Source organism: Celeribacter marinus (genome assembly GCF_001308265.1).
In the GTDB taxonomy this organism is placed as follows: Bacteria; Pseudomonadota; Alphaproteobacteria; order Rhodobacterales; family Rhodobacteraceae; genus Celeribacter; species Celeribacter marinus.
In genome coordinates, this window is sequence record NZ_CP012023.1 from 2,592,074 (window position 1) to 2,609,184 (window position 17,111).

Below are 17,111 nucleotides of genomic sequence, written 5' to 3' on the forward strand. Positions count from 1 at the left end.
CGCCACGTTTGCCAAGTCAGACAGGCTAAATCGCTTTTTGAACGTCGCCTATGACGCCGTCCCACGCACCATCAACCAATTCATATCCCAAAACACGCTCAGGGTTTGTGGGCGGCGGCATATCGACGTGATCCAGCTTTTCAAAGCCAAAGCGCGAATAATAAGGGGCATCGCCCACAAGCAAGACACGCTCCCACCCAAGCGCACCGGCGCGCGCCAAACTGTCGGTCATCAACAATCCACCAAGTCCCTCGCCTTGCCGCGTCGGGTGAACGGCAATTGGCCCAAGGAGCAAGGCCGTAGCCCCCGTATCCCCGATGCGGATCGGCCAGTAGCGAATGGCAGCGGCCAAAACCTCGCCCTCGTCACGTGCCACGATGCATAAATCCGTCACACGGCGCACGCCGTCACGCAAACGATACGACGACAAAAGCTCGCGCCCAGGCGCAAAGCACGTATCATAAAGGTATTCCACCTCCCAATAATCATCCGCCGTTTCGACGTCGATATGATACACCGCTTTCCCCTTTCCAGACCCACCGCACCATCGCGCGCGGAGATTGTTCTCGAATTCCTGCTAGCATGGCACTAAGTGAGGGGCAACGCAGCACCGAAGAAAGAGAGGCGTCCCATGTTTTATCGCCCCCAAGATGGCCACGGCCTACCGCACAATCCGTTCAATGCAATTGTCTCGCCGCGCCCGATCGGCTGGATTTCCACACGCTCCGCAGGCGGTCACGACAACCTCGCGCCCTACTCGTTTTTCAACGCGGTGGCCTACGAGCCGCCACAGGTCATGTTCGCCTCATCGGGCCGCAAAGACAGCCTGACGAATGTTGAGGAAACGGGGGTATTTTGCATCAACCTCGTTGGAACAGACGCCGCGCATATCATGAACCTGTCCTCTGCACCGCTTGCACATGCCGAGGATGAATTCGCCCATTCTGGTGCCGCTAAAACCGAATGCGCACAGATTGCCTGTGCGCGTGTTGCCGATGCCCCCGCAACGTTGGAATGCAAGGTGACACAAATTGTGCGTCTTGAAGGAGCGGATAATTACGCGGTGTTCGGCCAAGTTGTGGGCATCCACATGCGCGACGACTGTATTGTGGATGGGCGCTTTGACGTGGTGAAAGCGCGGATGCTATCGCGTCTTGGCTACCGCGATTACGCAGAAGTCAAAGAGGTGTTTGAACTGGTGCGCCCTGAGTGAGGGCCTCCTTGACACAGCAGCTGATTGTTCTTGCAATGACGCGCGGCGAGTTTGCGCCCGAGTGAGCCAGTGACCAGCGGGCGAACAGGTAGAAAATGCGTGTCATGCGGATCGATATTCGCGCGGGACAGACGATCCACTAGCGTCTCGTACTCGATAGATTTGCGCGCCTGAGGCCCTAAAAATAAACTCTCACACGCGGCTCCGTTGGCGATCAGAATTTCGTGCGCGTCCATTAGGATGTGAAAATACTGTAGCTCATCTTGATCGGTCACCACCGAAACCCCCTCCAACGCCAAAAGATGCTTGGCGGCGACCAGAACTTCGAACTGTCCAAACATGCGTAGCGCGATTTTTGACGCGACCAGAACCCGATGTTGTGGCGACACATATAGATCATGCTGTGGGGTGCCGCCGCCCAACGCGCCTGATTTTATCCGGATCGGCCGGACATTAGGGTTTGCCAACACCGTGTCTTTGTCCACGGACGTCTCACCGATCCATTTGACCTGACGTAGTCCGTGATCCAACGTCATCACATGATCGCCCTCTCTCAAATCCTCGACACGTACCTGTTCACGGTCACGGCGCTCAATCAGTGTGCCACGGGCAAAACACACAATTTCAATTTGGTTGTTAAAAGTGGAGATGACGGCAGCATCACTCCCGGCAACATCGGTCAGACTTCCAGTTCGAATTTCCTCAACATTCAAATCGCCATGCGCGTCATTGGGAATAATAAAGTGCCGAACATCGCTACCGTTAGAGACCGTTAGAAAGACCGCGGACAAGTTACTTTCGCTACCGGGGTCAAAACTGGATTGGCTCCCGTCCCCCTCGCCAAAACGACCGCTACTACTCGGTTCTTGAATGCGATCAATGCTATAGGCGATGCCGCCAATGAAAATGATGTCACCCGTATCGAATTCACCATCGTTCAGGTCGCTCGACGTTACGTTATCGACAACCCCCAACAGGTTGCCCGCCGCCACCGAATAGGTGGTGTCAGGACTGATTCCACTTAATTCGATGAGGTCATAAATCGTCGCCATAAGCGTGTGGTGCCTCGGGTCAAAAACCTAAAATGGTCAAGGATGCGGGACTCGATTTACGCATCAGCTCCAACTGTGTCGCAAAACACTTTCAACATCGTGAATAACGGCTGTTTATGTTGAAATTCACAGATTTTACCATAAAAAAGGCCCCCCAATCGGGAGGCCTTTTGCGCACTATTTGCTTGAGCCGGGCCTTAGTGACCCGCACCCAAAACGCCTGTGCGCACTTGGTAGTCCGTGGCGATTTCATAGTCGGGATCATCATCGCTATCGACCATCAGGTGGCCCGCATTGGTCAGCAGGTTGTGACAGTCATGGCTGAGATGGCGCAACTGGATTTCCTTACCCGCCGTTTCGTATTTGAGCGCCACGGCCTCAATCGCGGACAGCGCGGATTGGTCGGCCACACGGCTATCTGCGAAATCAACAATGACCATCGACGGATCGGCGGCGGGGTCAAACAACTCCTGAAACCCTTCAGCAGAGCCAAAGAACAACGGCCCTTGGATTTGATAAACCTTTGCACCTTCGGGTGTCTCGTAGGTCTTGGCGTGGATACGCGAGGCGTTTTGCCATGCGTAGGCCAATGCCGAGACGATCACGCCCACGACCACCGCAATCGCGAGGTCTTCGAGCACAGTCACGACCGTTACGAGCACAATCACAAAGGCGTCCGTGCGGGGTACCTTGCGCATGACGTTGAACGAATTCCACGCGAACGTGCCTATCACCACCATGAACATCACACCGACCAATGCAGCGAGCGGGATTTGTTCGATCAATGGCGAGGCGACCACGATAAAGGCCAACAAAAACAACGCGGCAGCAATGCCCGAGACGCGCGTGCGACCGCCCGATTTCACGTTGATCATCGATTGGCCAATCATCGCACAGCCACCCATACCGCCAAAGAAACCCGTGACCACGTTGGCCGCACCCTGAGCGATACACTCTTGGGACACGCCGCCACGTTCGCCTTTGATTTCGCCCACGAGATTGAGGGTCAAAAGGCTTTCAATGAGGCCAATCGCAGCAAGGATCAGCGCATAAGGAAAGATCACTTCGAGCACGGACAGGAACTGCGGAAGGCTTTCGAACATCGGCACAGCGGGGATATGGAATGTCGGCAAACCGCCCTTAATGGCGGCCATATCACCCACGCGCGGCACGGGCAGATCAAAGGCAATCACGACAATCGCCGTGACCAAAATCCCCGCAAGCGGCGCAGGAATGATGTTTGTCACCTTGGGCAGGAAATGCACCACGGCCATCGTCAGACCTACGAGAATAAGCATGATCATCAACGGACCACCCGACATGAAACTGTCGGTTCCGGGCTGTTTGAACTGTGTCATCTGGGCGAGGAAAATCACAATCGCCAGTCCGTTCACAAAGCCGAGCATCACAGGATGCGGCACAAGTCGGATGAATTTGCCCAAACGGAACACACCCGCAAGCACTTGCAAAATGCCCATCAACACAACAGTGGCAAAGAGGTATTCAACCCCGTGTTCGGCCACGAGGGCCACCATAACAACCGCGAGCGCGCCAGTGGCCCCCGAAATCATCCCGGGACGACCGCCAAATACGGCAGTGATCAACCCGACCATAAAGGCCGCGTACAGCCCCACAAGCGGGTGAACGCCCGCGACAAAGGCGAATGCAACCGCCTCAGGCACAAGGGCGAGCGCCACGGTCAGGCCCGACAAAAGTTCGGTTCTGAATTGCGAGGGCGTCAACTTGGTATCGCCGCCAGAAATAGATAGGTTCTTCGCAAAGGATGCGAGAGCAGATTGAATCACGGGAATTCCCCAATGTTTGGATATGTGCGTTTGCCCGCCTTCTAACGCGTGTGAGCGCCAAAGGCAAAGGGGCAGGCATTTGCCCGTGCCGTCACGTGGTGGATGCGACACAGCGCGCACCTAAATCGGCCTTGCACCCCGCATGAGCACACCGCACACTCGCACCAACGGACGAACACCAGATAAGGGACGAAAGATGGAACGAATGATCGGCGTGATGGGCGGCTCGGGCGTGTACGAGATCGACGGGCTACAAGACGGCACGTGGGTCAACGTCGACACACCGTGGGGCGATCCCTCCGACCAGATTTTCACCGGCGTTTTGGATGGTGTCAAAATGGCATTTCTACCCCGCCACGGGCGTGGCCACGTCCACACCCCCACGTCTGTGCCCTACCGCGCCAATATCGACGCACTCAAACGTCTTGGCGTTACAGATCTGATCTCTGTCTCTGCCACAGGTAGCTTTCGCGAGGAAATGGCACCGGGTGATTTTGTGATCGTCGATCAATTCATTGACCGCACAGTGAACCGCGAGAAAACCTTTTTCGACACGGGGTTGGTGGCACATGTCTCTGTGGCCCATCCGACCTGTGCGCGCCTATCGGGTTTGGTCTATGAGGCCGCGCGCGCCACAGGCGTCACTGTGCATATGGGGGGGACGTATTTGGCAATGGAAGGCCCACAGTTCTCCACCATGGCCGAAAGCAAAATGTACCGCGAGGTCTGGGGCGCGGATGTGATCGGCATGACCAATATGCCCGAGGCCAAACTCGCCCGCGAAGCCGAAATGTGCTACGCTTCGGTCGCGATGGTCACGGATTATGACAGCTGGCACCCCGACCACGGCGCGGTCGATATCACGGCCATCATCGCCACACTGGGCGCGAATACCGCCCACGCAAAGACGCTCGTCGCCGCGATGCCCGCGCTGCTCACATCGGCCTACGCGCCTTGCGAGCACGGATGTGACCGCGCCCTTGACTACGCGATCATGACAGCCCCCGACAAACGCGACCCCGCAATGCTTGCCAAACTGGATGCGGTCGCTGGCCGCGTCCTTAAAGGACACTGATATGACACAAAAAACCGTTCGCGATTACATCCGCACGATCGTTGATTTTCCCCATGAGGGGATCATGTTTCGCGATGTTACGACACTGTTCGCCGATCCGCGCGGGCTTCGTCTTGCTATTGATCAGATGCTGGACCCTTTTGTGGGTCAACACATCGACAAAGTGGTGGGGCTTGAGGCCCGCGGCTTTATCCTTGGCGGGGCGATTGCGCATCAACTCTCGGTAGGGTTTGTGCCCGTGCGCAAGAAGGGCAAACTCCCCGGTAAGGTCATTTCCGAGGCGTACACCCTCGAATATGGCGAGGCCGTTGTGGAAATCCACGATGATGCAATCCAAGCCGGTGAAAAAGTCCTGATCGTGGACGATCTATTGGCAACGGGTGGCACCGCACAAGCGGGTATCAAGCTGGTCGAGCGGTTGGGCGGCGAAATCGTCGGCACATCCTTTGTCGTGGATCTACCTGAACTGGGCGGACGCGCACTTTTGGAGGGTTTGGGCTACTCGGTGCATGCGCTTTGCGAATTCGACGGGGCGTGAACGCTTTATTAAGATTCGTAGCCTAGTGTTAATCATGTTCCTTGGAGCAAGGAACGTTGCTTGCAGCACATGTGACTTATCACATTTCTATAGCGCCCTGATCACCCCCCTGATCAGGGCGCACCCTTTTTAGGGGTCGGTGCGCCGCATCACACAGTTACGCGCCGTTCAATCGCGCGCTCGCAAAACCGCACCGGGGTTCATAATGCCATTGGGATCAAGCGCATCTTTTATCGCCCGCATGGCTGCGAGTTTTATCGGATCTTGATAGCGCTCCAAATCGTCAACTTTCAGACGCCCCACCCCGTGCTCGGCACTCACAGACCCGTCATAGGCATGAACCAGATCATGGACCGTTTGCTTGACCGAGGCGCGAATGGTGTCGAACTCTTTGCGATCACGCCCGCGCGCGGGAAAAACGTTGTAATGCAGGTTTCCGTCACCCAAATGGCCAAAACAGTTCACACGGATGTCGCCCAAGGCCTCAAGTGCCGCGATTCCCTCGGGGATAAAATCAGGGATACGCGACAACGGCACAGAAATGTCGTGGCTCGATATGGCGCCCACGCGCTTGTTGCCCTCGGGAATATTTTCGCGCACCGCCCAGAACTCCGCGCGCTGGGTCTCGCTTGCCGAGATCACACCATCTTCCACGATCCCTACCGTATGAGCCGCCTCGAAGAGCGCACCAAGCGCCTCTTGCGGATCACCATCACCAGACAGGCCAACGTCGACCAAAACGCACCAATCGGGGCGCGTCTCAAACGGTTGGCGTACATCGGGCAACACATCCGTTAGAAAATCCAATCCGACACCGGAAATCAATTCAAATGCCGAAATACCCTCGCCGATCAGATCACGCGCCATCGACAACAGATCCAACGCCCCTTGCGGATCACGAACCACCATAAACGCGGCGGCCTCTTGTGCGGGGCGCGGATACAGGCGCAGGGCGGCGGCGGTAATCACCCCCAACGTGCCCTCAGATCCAATCATCAGATTCTTGAGATCATAGCCGGTGTTATCTTTGCGCAGGCGTTTCAACCCGTGCCAAATCTCACCCGTGGGCATCACGACCTCAAGACCCAAACACAAATCGCGGGTATTGCCATAGCGCAGGACGTTCAAACCGCCGGCATTGGTGGCAAGGTTGCCACCGATCCGACACGACCCCTCAGCCGCAAGTGACAAGGGAAACAACCGGTCCTGAGCCTCGGCGGCGGCCTGAACCTGCGCCAAAATCGCACCTGCCTCAACCACGATCACATTCTCGGACGGATACACCGCGCGGACTGCCGTCATGCGCTCCAATGAGAGTGCGATGGGTTCGGCGCCGTCATAGGCCACTTGACCCAGAACAAGGCCCGTTCCCCCGCCCAACGGCACAACGCCCACGCCCGCCTCGTTGCACATCCGCACAATCGTGGCGACGTCATCAACGGTCCGTGGGCGCGCCACCGCCGCTGCGCGTCCCTCATACCGCCCACGCGGATCATCCAACTCACCCGCTGCGCGCGGACGCACCGTGTCGTGAGGCAGAGCCGCCGCAAGACGGGTTAAAAACTCAGGTGTGGGTGTGCGGGTCATCAATCTAGATCCTTTTTGGGCGCGCTTATACGCCACGCGCCAGCGCGGCAATTTTCAGACAGGAGTTGAGGTTGCGGGCGGTCACCATTTCGGCACGCACAAATTTTTCATATCGCGCGGCGGGCCTTGACTTTGAGGTGCCGTTCGGCGTGTAAAGATAGAACACTTGATCAATCAGCGCGAATTCCTCGCCCTTATCGCATAGCTTTTGAAATGCATCCGGATCAAATGTGATCGCCCCACGCAGAAAGACCAAATGCAATCTTTGCGGCGTTTCGCTCGCCTGTGGATAGGGATTGTTCGCCAGTGCGGCCTCAAGTTCATCACGCGTCACGGCATTGGCGGGGCGTTCCAAATCGAAGACATCGCGCAACACCGCTTCGACTGCGGCCTCAACCTGATCTCGTGACAACGCCGATGAAACAAGTGCATTTCCCGTTTGGATATAGGTTTGCACGTCCAAAAAACCCGCATCAGCAAGGGCCGCGCGAAACGCCGCCATCGGCAATTTACCCTGCCCCGCGACATTGACCGCACGTAAAAACACAATCCAACGCTGCACGCTCACTCTCCTTATTGGCGCTATGCCAAACCAATGTCCGTGCGTCCACGGCGATCACTGCGCAGCGCGGAATACAACACATGATTGCGCCAGCGGTTATTGATTTGCAGATAGGCCTGCGCCACACCCTCATATTTGAAACCGGCCTTTTCAAGCACACCACGCGACGCGGCGTTCTCAGGCAGGCACGCGGCCTCGATCCGGCTCAAATCAAGGCGGGCAAAGGCGTAGTGAGTCACGGCTTCGATCGCTTCGCGCATGTACCCCGCACGCGCATAGGGCGCGCCGATCCAATACCCGATGGTGCCCGATTGCGCCGGACCTCGGCGAATGTTGTCGAGCGTGATCGCACCCAGCAATGCATTGTCGTCGCGGCGCACCAAAAACACGGGCAGGCCTGTATCACCCTTAATCGAGCGCTCCGCCCAATAGACACGGTTGGAGAACGCTTTGCGTGACAAATGATCGTCAGACCACTTTGGTTCCCACGGTTGCAAAAACGCCCGGCTTGCATCGCGCAACGCCACCCAATTTCGAAAATCACTGTGCTGAGGCAGTCGAAGCGTCATGCGCTCCGTATCAATCCGAACTTTGGCTTTGCGCGCAAGCATCAGGCAGCGAACCTGTCTTGTAGCGCCTCCAGAGTAGGTGCGTTTTCAATCGGACCATACAGTGCCATCGCCGCGTTGCCTTGTCCCATTTCAGACAAGAACTTGCGCGCCTTTTCCACACTCACATCGTCAATACGGGCGATGGTTTCGGACAGCTCAGGCACACGGTTCCAGATACCGATCATCCGCGCGTTTCGCTCCGCACGGCTTGACGGGCTTTCAAGCCCCATCAAAAGACCCGCCTTGATCTGTGCGCGCGCACGGTCGACTTCATCAGTGCGCATTTCATCTGCGGCGCGCTTGATCTCGTCGATGGTCAGCTCTGCCAGATCCTTGATCTCATCGGCGGATGTACCGGCGTAAATCGTGGTCATTCCGGTATCAGAATAGGCGCCAGACTGCGCATAAATCGTGTAACACAACCCGCGCTGCTCACGCACAGTTTGGAACAAACGCGACGACATCCCACCGCCCAATGCTGTTGCAGCGGTTTGGGCGATGTAAATGTCTTCGTCACGGTATCCCGGCCCCTCAAAGGCCAGTGTGAAGTGTGCTTGTTCGAGGTCTTTCACCTTGCGAAAATCACCGCCCTGAAACACCGCCTTATCAGCGATATCATCGCCGCGTTTGGGCAAGCCGCCAAAGATCGCTTCGGCTTCGCGCACGAGCGTGTCGTGATCGACGGCCCCCGCAGCCGATAGAACCATACGCTCTGGGCAATAGTGCTCTGAGATGAAGTTGGCCAAGTCCTCGCGTGAAAACGCATTAACGCGTTCCGCAGGGCCAAGAATGGTGCGGCCAAGCGCCTGAGACGGATATGCCGCCTCTTGCAACCAATCAAAAATCACATCGTCGGGCGTATCAAGCGATTGACCGATTTCTTGCAAAATCACACCGCGCTCGACCTCCAACTCACGAGGATCAAACACGGGGTTCATCAAGATGTCGCCAATCACATCGAGCGCCAAAGACACGTCATCTTTGAGGACACGCGCATAATAGGCGGTCGCCTCGCGCGATGTGTAGGCGTTCAGATACCCGCCAACATTTTCAAGAACTTCCGCGATTTCCAACGGGGAACGCCGCGTGGTCCCTTTGAACGCCATGTGTTCCAAAAAGTGCGCAATACCGTTTTGCTCGATCCGCTCATGGCGTCCACCCGCCAGAACCCAAACACCGATAGAGGCGCTTTCGAGGGCTGGCATGCTTTCGGTGACAATGCGGAATCCGTTGGACAGTGTATGTAGTTGGATGGTCAAGCGAGACGCTCCTTCACCAACGCTTTGAGCGTGGCTAAATCATTGGGGACAACGGTAAACCGTTCGTCTTTGCCGAACAGGTCACCCATACGTTCGGGCAACTCGGGATGGATGCCGCATGCGGCCTCCACGGCGGCGGGAAATTTTGCGGGGTGTGCAGTCGCCAGTGAAATCATCGGGACGTCCGACAGATGCGCCTCGGCCACTTTTACCGCCACGGCCGTATGGGGGCATAGCACTTCGGTCGTGCGTGCGTGGAATGCCGCGATCGCTTGAGATGTTTCGTCCTCGGACGCGCGGCCGGACGCGAACAAATCGCGCAAACGGTCCATCGCCCCTTGGGAAATCTTGAACTCTCCGGCTTTAAACTCGTCCATAAGCTGCGCAATTGCTGCGCCCTCACGGTCGTAAACGTCGAACAAGGCCCGCTCAAAGTTGGAGCTGACCTGAATATCCATCGACGGAGATATCGACGGTGTCACACCTTGCTTGGTGCAGGCTCCCGTTTCCATCGTGCGGTGCAAAATGTCGTTATGGTTGGTAGCGATTACCAATTCTTCAATCGGCAGGCCCATTTTTTTGGCAATATAGCCCGCGAAAATGTCACCAAAGTTGCCCGTGGGCACCGTGAACGACACCTTGCGATGTGGCGCACCAAGCGACACAGCCGAGGTAAAGTAGTAAACAACTTGGGCCAAAACCCGCGCCCAGTTGATCGAATTTACGGCGGCCAGTTTCACACCGTCACGGAACTCATGATCTGCAAACATCTCTTTGAGGGCTGCCTGACAATCGTCAAAATCGCCCTCAACGGCAAGCGCATGCACGTTCGCCTCTGTGGGCGTTGTCATCTGACGGCGCTGCACATCGGAAACGCGGCCATGCGGAAAGAGGATAAACACATCGACATTGTGCAACCCTTTGAATGCCTCAATTGCCGCTGATCCGGTATCGCCAGAGGTTGCGCCCACAATCGTCACGCGGTCGCCGCGGCGTTCAAGGGCCGCTTGAAACAACTGACCAATGAGTTGCATCGCAAAATCTTTGAATGCCAAAGTGGGGCCGTGGAACAATTCCAACAAGAAATGGTTCGGACCGAGTTGCACCAACGGTGCGCGCGCATCATGGCTAAATGTGGCGTAGGCTTTCGCAATGATCTCTTTAAACTCGGCGTCGGTAAACGTCTCGCCGATGAACGGTTTCATGACGCGAAATGCAACGTCTTCGTACGACTGGCCGGCAAAGGATGCGATCTCATCCATCGACAGGGTCGGGATGGTTTCGGGCACATAAAGCCCACCATCGGACGCAAGCCCTGTCAGCATCGCTTCTTCAAATGAAAGGTCCGGCGCATGGCCGCGTGTGGAGATATATTTCATCGCTCGTCTTTCCCTCTAGGGGCAGTTTGCATCACACGGGCCTCACCCGCGTCTGGCCCTCATACGCCACAGGAGCAAGCTTGTCATCCCGAACCAAACGGCGGCGAACAAAAACCACTGGACCATGTAGCTAAAGTGATTGTTGGGGATTGCCGCGACACTCACCGGTAGCGGCAAAATTCCAGTCCCCGTAGACTCCTGTGCAACGATCAATATCGGCGCAGCCTCAAGCGCCTGAGCCATTTTCGTCACGTCCCGCGCATACCAATAATTGGCAACGGGATCGTCTTGAGGAATGAAGCGGTCACGCTCGTCCGGCCACTGCAAATTGCCAACAACCTCAACGTCCCCCATAGAGCGCGCGGCCTCTTTTGCCGCCGTTGGCACATACCCACGATCCAGCATCACCGTGCGACCATCCTCCAAAGTCAGCGGAGCAATGATGCGAAACCCCGCGCCAAAATCACGCGACGAGACCAATACATGCAACTCCGCCGCGCCAAGGGTGCCACGGACACGCACCGGCCGGTATTCATCAACTTCAGGATCAAGGGTGAGCGGCAATGCCACGGGGGCATCATAAATCATTGCTTCGATCTGTGCGATTTCGGTTTCCTTTTGGGGAATTCGACCCATTTGCCAAAGGCCAAGCGCGATCAGGATCGCAAATCCGATAAGGCCGAAAACCAAAGTGGTGAGAAAACCGCGTTTCATACAGGCAAGCCTCCAAAGACAAAGGGCGCCGAGTTGCCCCCGCGCCCTTCTATGTCGTTTTTCATACGCGTTAAATACGCAAAGCCGTTACTGGCCCCAGACGTAGACCGCCACAAAGAGGAAGAGCCATACAACGTCCACAAAGTGCCAGTACCAAGAGGCGGCCTCAAAGCCGATGTGATCCTCAGGTGTGAAATGGCCGCGCTGTGCACGGAACAAGCAAATCAGCAAAAAGATTGTGCCGATGATGACGTGAGCGCCGTGAAATCCTGTGGCCATAAAGAACGCGCCAAAGAAGAATTCACCACCGAACGTCCAGCCTTCGTGAACGAGCAATTCATAATACTCATAGACTTGGAACAGCGTGAACACTGCGCCGAACAACACACCGCCCGCAAGACCGGCCACGATGTCTTTGCGCACATTGCCGTGGACAAGGGCGTGGTGCGCCCATGTGACCATCGCACCCGAACACAACAACAGCAGCGTGTTGATCAGTGGAAGGTGGAACGCATCAACGGGAATGATCTCCGGTTTGACGTATTCTGTCCCTGCATATTCGTACATGGGGTACATCGCGTTTTTGAAAAACGCCCAGAACCATGCTGCAAAGAACATGACTTCGGACATGATGAACATGATGAAGCCATAGCGTAGGCCAATGCGAACCACAGGCGTGTGATCGCCCGCTTGGTTCTCAAGGATCGTTTCGCGCCACCAGCTCCACATGACATAGAGCACGCCAACAAACCCGATCAAAAAGACGAAGGGTTGGTTGTTGTCGACAGCCGGTGACATCCACAAAACTGCACCAAACAGCATGATGAACGCCATAAGTGAGCCAAGCAGCGGCCACGGTGACGCTGGTAGGATGTGATAATCGTGGTTCTTTTCGTGCGCCATAAGTGCGTCCCTCTCCCTTGAGATGGTCCCTAACGGGTTAGTTGATGTCGGTGTCTTTGGTAACGTCGCTGTTCAAGGCGGCGTAATCCTCAGGCATATCTGTTTCGTAGAATGTATAGGACAGCGTGATCCGATGCACGAACTTTGCATCCCTGTCCGTGGTGATTTCGGGATCGACGTAGAAAGTCACGGGCATCAACACGCTCTCTCCAGGTTGCAACACCTGTTCGGTGAAGCAAAAGCAATCGATTTTCGTGAAAAAGCCGCCCGCCTCGAACGGGGCAACATTGTAGGTCGCTGTGCCGGCAATAGGGCGATCAGATGTGTTGGTCGCCTCATAAAACGCCAAACCTGTCTCGCCAATACGCAGTTCCATCTCGCGCTCGACGGGTTTGAACTCCCATGGAAAGCCGCGATCAATGGAGGCGTCAAACCGGATTTTGATGGTTTCGTCGAGAATCACATCAGATCCGGTATCGGACACAGACGTCTCGCCGCCAAAGCCGGTCACTTTGCAAAACCATGAGTAGAACGGGACGGAGGCCCACGCCAGCGCGCCCATCATAAAGACAACGCCAACGAGCTGAGCTGCGGTTTTTTGCGGTCCTGCCAGTGCCATTATTTTGTCATCCCTTGCTGTGCGGGGCCAACGCCGGGCATCAGCGCGTTGTTTTGTGCGGTGAGTTTGACCACGGTCAGGCTCATCACCAAGACGACGAAAACGCCCAGAACCAAACCGAGGCCAACATTACGTGATTTGCGACTGTTGTGAACTTTGTGAAGTTTTGCGATGGCCATTAGAATGGACCTCCTATGCCAAAATCGCGAAGAACTTTATCCACCATCAGGGCGGTAAAATGCAAAAACAGATAGGCGAGCGAGAGTTTGAAGACGTATCTCTCAACCTTGTACTTATCCGCCTCGGCTTGCACCTCGTCACGGCGGTAGATATCCCACGCGCCCTTTAGGAATGCGCCGTTCATGACCACGGCCACGACCAGATAGCTCCACCCTGCGAGAGGTGTCAGGAAGAGTGCGAAGGCCGTCAAAACCAGTGCGAATGTATAGACAAGGATGTGGGCGCGCGTGACGCGTTTGCCGTGTGTCACCGTCAACATCGGCACTTTGGCCTTGTCGTAATCGGAATTCATGAATAGCGCCAAAGCCCAGAAATGCGGCGGGGTCCACATGAACGTCAGCATGAACATCAACGTCGAGGCCAGTGTGATATCACCCGTCACAGCCGCCCAGCCGATCATCGGAGGAAACGCCCCTGCGGCGCCACCGATCACAATGTTCTGGGGCGTCGAGCGCTTGAGCCACATGGTATAAACCACGGCATAAAAGAAGATGGTAAAAGCCAAAAGGCCCGCGGCAACCCAATTGGACGCAAGGCCCAACATAACAACCGAAAAGCCCGACAACGTTAGACCAATGGCAAGCGCCTCGCCCGCCTCAACCTTGCCCGCCGGAATAGGCCGCTTTGCTGTGCGCTTCATCACACGGTCAATATCGGCATCATACCACATATTCAGCGCACCAGATGCGCCGCCACCAATGGCAATGCACAAGATCGAGAAGAATGCGACAAAGGGGTGTATCTCGCCCGGGGCCACAAACAGGCCCGCCAGTGCCGTAAACACCACCAACGACATCACGCGTGGCTTTAGCAAAGAAAAGTAATCGCCAAAGCCCGCTTCGCGTTCGTCGTCAAAATTGATGGTCGCGTCAGTCATCGCGCGGGGTGTCCTTGGGGTAACTGCCGCCCCGTCTTGGGCTCATGCAAGTTGAGCCTCGTGTCGGGGGCGGCTATGTCGTGCGTTGGCCAGTTTGCCATAGCGGGGCGATGAATGCCGCCCGCGCTAAACATGTATCGCTCCCGCACCTGCGCAAGGAGCGCGCCTCTTACTCGGCGGAGGCCAGTTGGATCAGCTGAGCACCCGTATCGAGGGACGCATATTCCTCTTTCGCCTCAGCAAGCCAAGTAGCGTAGTCTTCTTCGGAGACAACCTCGACCGTGATTGGCATGTAGGCGTGGTCTTTGCCGCACAGCTCGGAACACTGACCAAAGAATGTGCCTGTTCTTTCGGCGTTGAACCAAAGCTCGGCCACACGACCCGGAACGGCATCTTGTTTCACACCAAAGGCCGGAATGGTCCACGAGTGGATCACGTCCGATCCTGTCACGCCCATCACAACAACTTTGCCAACGGGCACAACAACACGGGTGTCTGTGGCCAGTAGGAACTGATCAGGTGTGTAGCCTGCGTCAATGAGCGCTTGCTCGACTTCAGGTGTGCGCACGTAGTTGCCGACTGTCGCCGGTTGACCAATCATGTAGCTGTCAAAACCAAAACCCTCATCAACGTAGTCATAGGTCCAGTACCACTGGTTTCCCGTCACCTTGATGTAAATATCGCCTTCTGGGATTTCTTGTTGCTTGAACAACACCGGAAGGGAGTAGGCACCAATCACAACAAGGACCAAAATCGGAACGATTGTCCAAGCCACCTCGATTGGGGTGTTGTGGGTAAAGGTTGCGGGTGTCGGGTTCGCGCGACGGTTAAAGCGAACAACCACGATTGCGATCAGCGCGATCACGAACAAAACGATGACACCGATGACCCAGTTCAACATGCCGTCGAGCCATTGGAGGTCACGTGCAAGCTCTGTCGCGGGCTCTTGGAAGTCGATACCCTTTGGGTGTGGAGCGCCAAGCATCTCGCCTGCGCTTTGGGCAACGGCGGAAACTGCGCCAGATGCTGCGAAAAAGGCGGCCGTTAGACCTAAGGTGAGGGATTTAGTGCGCATATTCTCTTCCCGTTTGTACGTTCAGGACGACGTGCCCTGTGTCACCGCGCTCGTTGGTCGAACGCATTTCCATTTGTGTCTTTGGCGCTGAGAGTCATACTAGCCATTCAACGCCCATCATTGGGTTCCCGTTTGACCGCTTTTTTTGATCTAGATCAAGCCCTGAGGACCATAATTTTATGTCACCGAGACGTTTTGACCCATTCCACGATGCTCTGGATCGCGATGCAGCCCTCAAAACACTGCAAGAAGCAGTGAATGGGGCCGACGACGGAGAGTTATTTCTTGAACGCCGCACCTCGGAAGGACTGGTGTTTGACGATGGACGGATTCGCAACGCCTCTTATGACGCGAGCGAGGGATTCGGGTTGCGGGCCGTGCGCGGCGAAACGGCCGGATACGCACATTCCACCGAAATTTCTGAAAGCGCTATTAAACGCGCCGCCGAAACTGCACGGCTGGCTGTGGGTCACGGCGGCGGCACGATGGCGGATGCACCGCGCGCAACCAACACACGGCTGTACACAGACGAAAACCCGATGGACGGCGCAGCCTTTGACGCCAAAATCGACACGCTGGCCGAAATCGACGCCTATCTGCGTGACCTTGATCCGCGCGTGGTTCAAGTCACCGCATCGCTTGCCGCCTCTTATCAAGAGGTGTTCATCCTGCGTCCCGAAGGCGGGCTTGTGTCCGACATCCGTCCAATGGCCCGCCTGAATATTTCGGTCATCGTCGAACAGGGCGGACGCCGCGAAAGCGGATCATCGGGGGGCGGCGGGCGCACGGGCCTAACCGGAATGATGCACCCTGATCACTGGAAAACAGTTGCCCGCGAGGCCTTGCGCGTGGCCTGTGTCAATCTCGAGGCCGTCCCTGCCCCCGCGGGCGTGATGGATGTGGTGCTTGGGCCTGGATGGCCCGGTATTTTACTTCACGAGGCTATCGGGCATGGCCTTGAGGGTGATTTTAACCGCAAGAAAACCTCAGCCTTTGCCGGTCTGATGGGACAGCAAGTGGCCGCAAAGGGCGTGACGGTTCTGGATGATGGCACGATTCCCGATCGTCGCGGCTCTATCACCATCGATGACGAGGGCACCCCCAGCGCAAAGAACACCCTGATCGAAGACGGCAAGCTCGTTGGCTACATGCAAGACCGCCAAAACGCCCGTCTGATGGGCGTGGCCCCTACCGGAAACGGACGCCGCGAAAGCTATGCCCACACGCCGATGCCGCGCATGACCAACACCTATATGCTGGGCGGTGATACTGCGCCGGACGATATTGTTGCCGACCTCAAAGACGGCATTTACGCCGTGGGCTTTGGCGGCGGACAAGTCGACATTACAAACGGCAAGTTCGTGTTTTCGTGCACCGAAGCTTACCGTGTCGAGAACGGCATTGTCGGCGCTCCAGTCAAAGGGGCGACACTGATTGGCGATGGGGCCACCGCCCTCAAACATATCCGTCACATCGGCAACGACATGGCCCTTGACCCCGGCATGGGCAATTGCGGCAAAGCAGGCCAATGGGTACCCGTGGGCGTGGGACAGCCAACCCTGATGATCGGCGGCTTGACCGTGGGTGGGTCGGCCAAATAAC

The 17,111-nt window shown here is 56.4% G+C and carries 18 protein-coding genes; 4 read left to right on the forward strand and 14 right to left on the reverse strand.

Going from position 1 to position 17,111, the window contains the following annotated elements; translation table 11 throughout:
* Nucleotides 1-25 precede the first annotated feature (25 nt).
* On the reverse strand, nt 26-517 hold the full coding sequence (locus IMCC12053_RS12955) for a GNAT family N-acetyltransferase (RefSeq protein ID WP_062219698.1): 492 nt from the start codon (nt 515-517) through the stop codon (nt 26-28).
* Between the two features lie 114 nt (nt 518-631).
* On the opposite strand from IMCC12053_RS12955, the gene IMCC12053_RS12960 reads away from it, so the two are divergent.
* A complete protein-coding gene (locus tag IMCC12053_RS12960) occupies nt 632-1,213 on the forward strand; it encodes a flavin reductase family protein (RefSeq protein WP_062219699.1) in 582 nt (193 codons plus the stop codon).
* Here the strand turns inward: IMCC12053_RS12960 and IMCC12053_RS12965 are convergent.
* On the reverse strand, nt 1,168-2,265 hold the full coding sequence (locus IMCC12053_RS12965; RefSeq protein WP_062219701.1) for a Hint domain-containing protein: 1,098 nt from the start codon (nt 2,263-2,265) through the stop codon (nt 1,168-1,170). The genes IMCC12053_RS12960 and IMCC12053_RS12965 overlap by 46 nt on opposite strands.
* 197 nt (nt 2,266-2,462) lie before the next feature.
* Complete coding sequence (locus IMCC12053_RS12970) at nt 2,463-4,070, reverse strand: SulP family inorganic anion transporter (RefSeq protein WP_062221328.1); 1,608 nt, start codon at nt 4,068-4,070, stop codon at nt 2,463-2,465.
* Between the two features lie 196 nt (nt 4,071-4,266).
* Here IMCC12053_RS12970 and IMCC12053_RS12975 point away from each other — a divergent pair, with 196 nt between their 5' ends.
* Nucleotides 4,267-5,145, forward strand: a complete 879-nt coding sequence (locus IMCC12053_RS12975; protein ID WP_062219703.1) for an S-methyl-5'-thioadenosine phosphorylase — start codon at nt 4,267-4,269, stop codon at nt 5,143-5,145.
* Nucleotide 5,146: 1 nt separating this feature from the next.
* Nucleotides 5,147-5,683, forward strand: coding sequence for an adenine phosphoribosyltransferase (locus IMCC12053_RS12980; RefSeq protein ID WP_062219705.1), 537 nt, complete (start codon nt 5,147-5,149; stop codon nt 5,681-5,683).
* Nucleotides 5,684-5,851: 168 nt separating this feature from the next.
* Here IMCC12053_RS12980 and IMCC12053_RS12985 read toward each other — a convergent pair whose 3' ends face one another.
* The 11 genes from IMCC12053_RS12985 to coxB form a co-directional block, all read right to left on the reverse strand.
* Nucleotides 5,852-7,270 carry an FAD-binding oxidoreductase gene (locus tag IMCC12053_RS12985; RefSeq protein WP_062219707.1) on the reverse strand — a complete coding sequence of 473 codons (1,419 nt, stop codon included), beginning with the start codon at nt 7,268-7,270 and terminating at the stop codon, nt 5,852-5,854.
* A 25-nt stretch (nt 7,271-7,295) separates the two neighbouring features.
* Nucleotides 7,296-7,832 carry a DUF1697 domain-containing protein gene (locus IMCC12053_RS12990; RefSeq protein WP_062219709.1) on the reverse strand — a complete coding sequence of 179 codons (537 nt, stop codon included), beginning with the start codon at nt 7,830-7,832 and terminating at the stop codon, nt 7,296-7,298.
* A gap of 20 nt (nt 7,833-7,852) precedes the next feature.
* On the reverse strand, nt 7,853-8,443 hold the full coding sequence (locus tag IMCC12053_RS12995) for a GNAT family N-acetyltransferase (protein WP_062219711.1): 591 nt from the start codon (nt 8,441-8,443) through the stop codon (nt 7,853-7,855).
* Entirely contained in the window at nt 8,443-9,702 is a 1,260-nt protein-coding gene (locus IMCC12053_RS13000; RefSeq protein WP_062219712.1) for a M16 family metallopeptidase, read from the reverse strand. Before IMCC12053_RS13000 ends, IMCC12053_RS12995 begins: the two co-directional genes overlap by 1 nt.
* Nucleotides 9,699-11,081 (reverse strand): threonine synthase, encoded by a 1,383-nt coding sequence (gene thrC / locus IMCC12053_RS13005; RefSeq protein ID WP_062219714.1) that lies wholly within the window; start codon nt 11,079-11,081, stop codon nt 9,699-9,701. Before thrC ends, IMCC12053_RS13000 begins: the two co-directional genes overlap by 4 nt.
* Nucleotides 11,082-11,123: 42 nt before the next feature.
* Complete coding sequence (locus IMCC12053_RS13010; protein WP_062219716.1) at nt 11,124-11,795, reverse strand: SURF1 family protein; 672 nt, start codon at nt 11,793-11,795, stop codon at nt 11,124-11,126.
* Nucleotides 11,796-11,882: 87 nt separating this feature from the next.
* A complete protein-coding gene (locus tag IMCC12053_RS13015; RefSeq protein ID WP_062219718.1) occupies nt 11,883-12,698 on the reverse strand; it encodes a cytochrome c oxidase subunit 3 in 816 nt (271 codons plus the stop codon).
* A 37-nt stretch (nt 12,699-12,735) separates the two neighbouring features.
* Complete coding sequence (locus tag IMCC12053_RS13020; RefSeq protein WP_062219720.1) at nt 12,736-13,317, reverse strand: cytochrome c oxidase assembly protein; 582 nt, start codon at nt 13,315-13,317, stop codon at nt 12,736-12,738.
* Nucleotides 13,317-13,496 carry a hypothetical protein gene (locus tag IMCC12053_RS13025; RefSeq protein ID WP_062219722.1) on the reverse strand — a complete coding sequence of 60 codons (180 nt, stop codon included), beginning with the start codon at nt 13,494-13,496 and terminating at the stop codon, nt 13,317-13,319. The genes IMCC12053_RS13020 and IMCC12053_RS13025 overlap by 1 nt, the downstream gene beginning before the upstream one ends.
* A complete protein-coding gene (gene cyoE / locus IMCC12053_RS13030; RefSeq protein WP_062219724.1) occupies nt 13,496-14,434 on the reverse strand; it encodes a heme o synthase in 939 nt (312 codons plus the stop codon). The genes IMCC12053_RS13025 and cyoE overlap by 1 nt, the downstream gene beginning before the upstream one ends.
* A gap of 169 nt (nt 14,435-14,603) precedes the next feature.
* Complete coding sequence (coxB, locus tag IMCC12053_RS13035) at nt 14,604-15,509, reverse strand: cytochrome c oxidase subunit II (protein ID WP_062219726.1); 906 nt, start codon at nt 15,507-15,509, stop codon at nt 14,604-14,606.
* A gap of 179 nt (nt 15,510-15,688) precedes the next feature.
* On the opposite strand from coxB, the gene tldD reads away from it, so the two are divergent.
* Nucleotides 15,689-17,110 (forward strand): metalloprotease TldD, encoded by a 1,422-nt coding sequence (gene tldD, locus IMCC12053_RS13040; protein ID WP_062219728.1) that lies wholly within the window; start codon nt 15,689-15,691, stop codon nt 17,108-17,110.
* Nucleotide 17,111: the final 1 nt, after the last annotated feature.

Excerpts from the sequence above, each read along its gene's own strand:
- IMCC12053_RS12960 (WP_062219699.1), top strand. The coding sequence starts at position 632 with ATGTTTTATCGCCCCCAAGATGGCCACGGCCTACCGCACAATCCGTTC.
- IMCC12053_RS12965 (WP_062219701.1), bottom strand. The coding sequence starts at position 2,265 with ATGGCGACGATTTATGACCTCATCGAATTAAGTGGAATCAGTCCTGAC.
- IMCC12053_RS13015 (WP_062219718.1), bottom strand. The coding sequence starts at position 12,698 with ATGGCGCACGAAAAGAACCACGATTATCACATCCTACCAGCGTCACCG.
- thrC (WP_062219714.1), bottom strand. The coding sequence starts at position 11,081 with ATGAAATATATCTCCACACGCGGCCATGCGCCGGACCTTTCATTTGAA.
- IMCC12053_RS12985 (WP_062219707.1), bottom strand. The coding sequence starts at position 7,270 with ATGACCCGCACACCCACACCTGAGTTTTTAACCCGTCTTGCGGCGGCT.
- IMCC12053_RS12980 (WP_062219705.1), top strand. The coding sequence starts at position 5,147 with ATGACACAAAAAACCGTTCGCGATTACATCCGCACGATCGTTGATTTT.
- cyoE (WP_062219724.1), bottom strand. The coding sequence starts at position 14,434 with ATGACTGACGCGACCATCAATTTTGACGACGAACGCGAAGCGGGCTTT.
- coxB (WP_062219726.1), bottom strand. The coding sequence starts at position 15,509 with ATGCGCACTAAATCCCTCACCTTAGGTCTAACGGCCGCCTTTTTCGCA.
- IMCC12053_RS13020 (WP_062219720.1), bottom strand. The coding sequence starts at position 13,317 with ATGGCACTGGCAGGACCGCAAAAAACCGCAGCTCAGCTCGTTGGCGTT.
- IMCC12053_RS13025 (WP_062219722.1), bottom strand. The coding sequence starts at position 13,496 with ATGGCCATCGCAAAACTTCACAAAGTTCACAACAGTCGCAAATCACGT.
- IMCC12053_RS12995 (WP_062219711.1), bottom strand. The coding sequence starts at position 8,443 with ATGCTTGCGCGCAAAGCCAAAGTTCGGATTGATACGGAGCGCATGACG.
- IMCC12053_RS13010 (WP_062219716.1), bottom strand. The coding sequence starts at position 11,795 with ATGAAACGCGGTTTTCTCACCACTTTGGTTTTCGGCCTTATCGGATTT.
- tldD (WP_062219728.1), top strand. The coding sequence starts at position 15,689 with ATGTCACCGAGACGTTTTGACCCATTCCACGATGCTCTGGATCGCGAT.
- IMCC12053_RS12975 (WP_062219703.1), top strand. The coding sequence starts at position 4,267 with ATGGAACGAATGATCGGCGTGATGGGCGGCTCGGGCGTGTACGAGATC.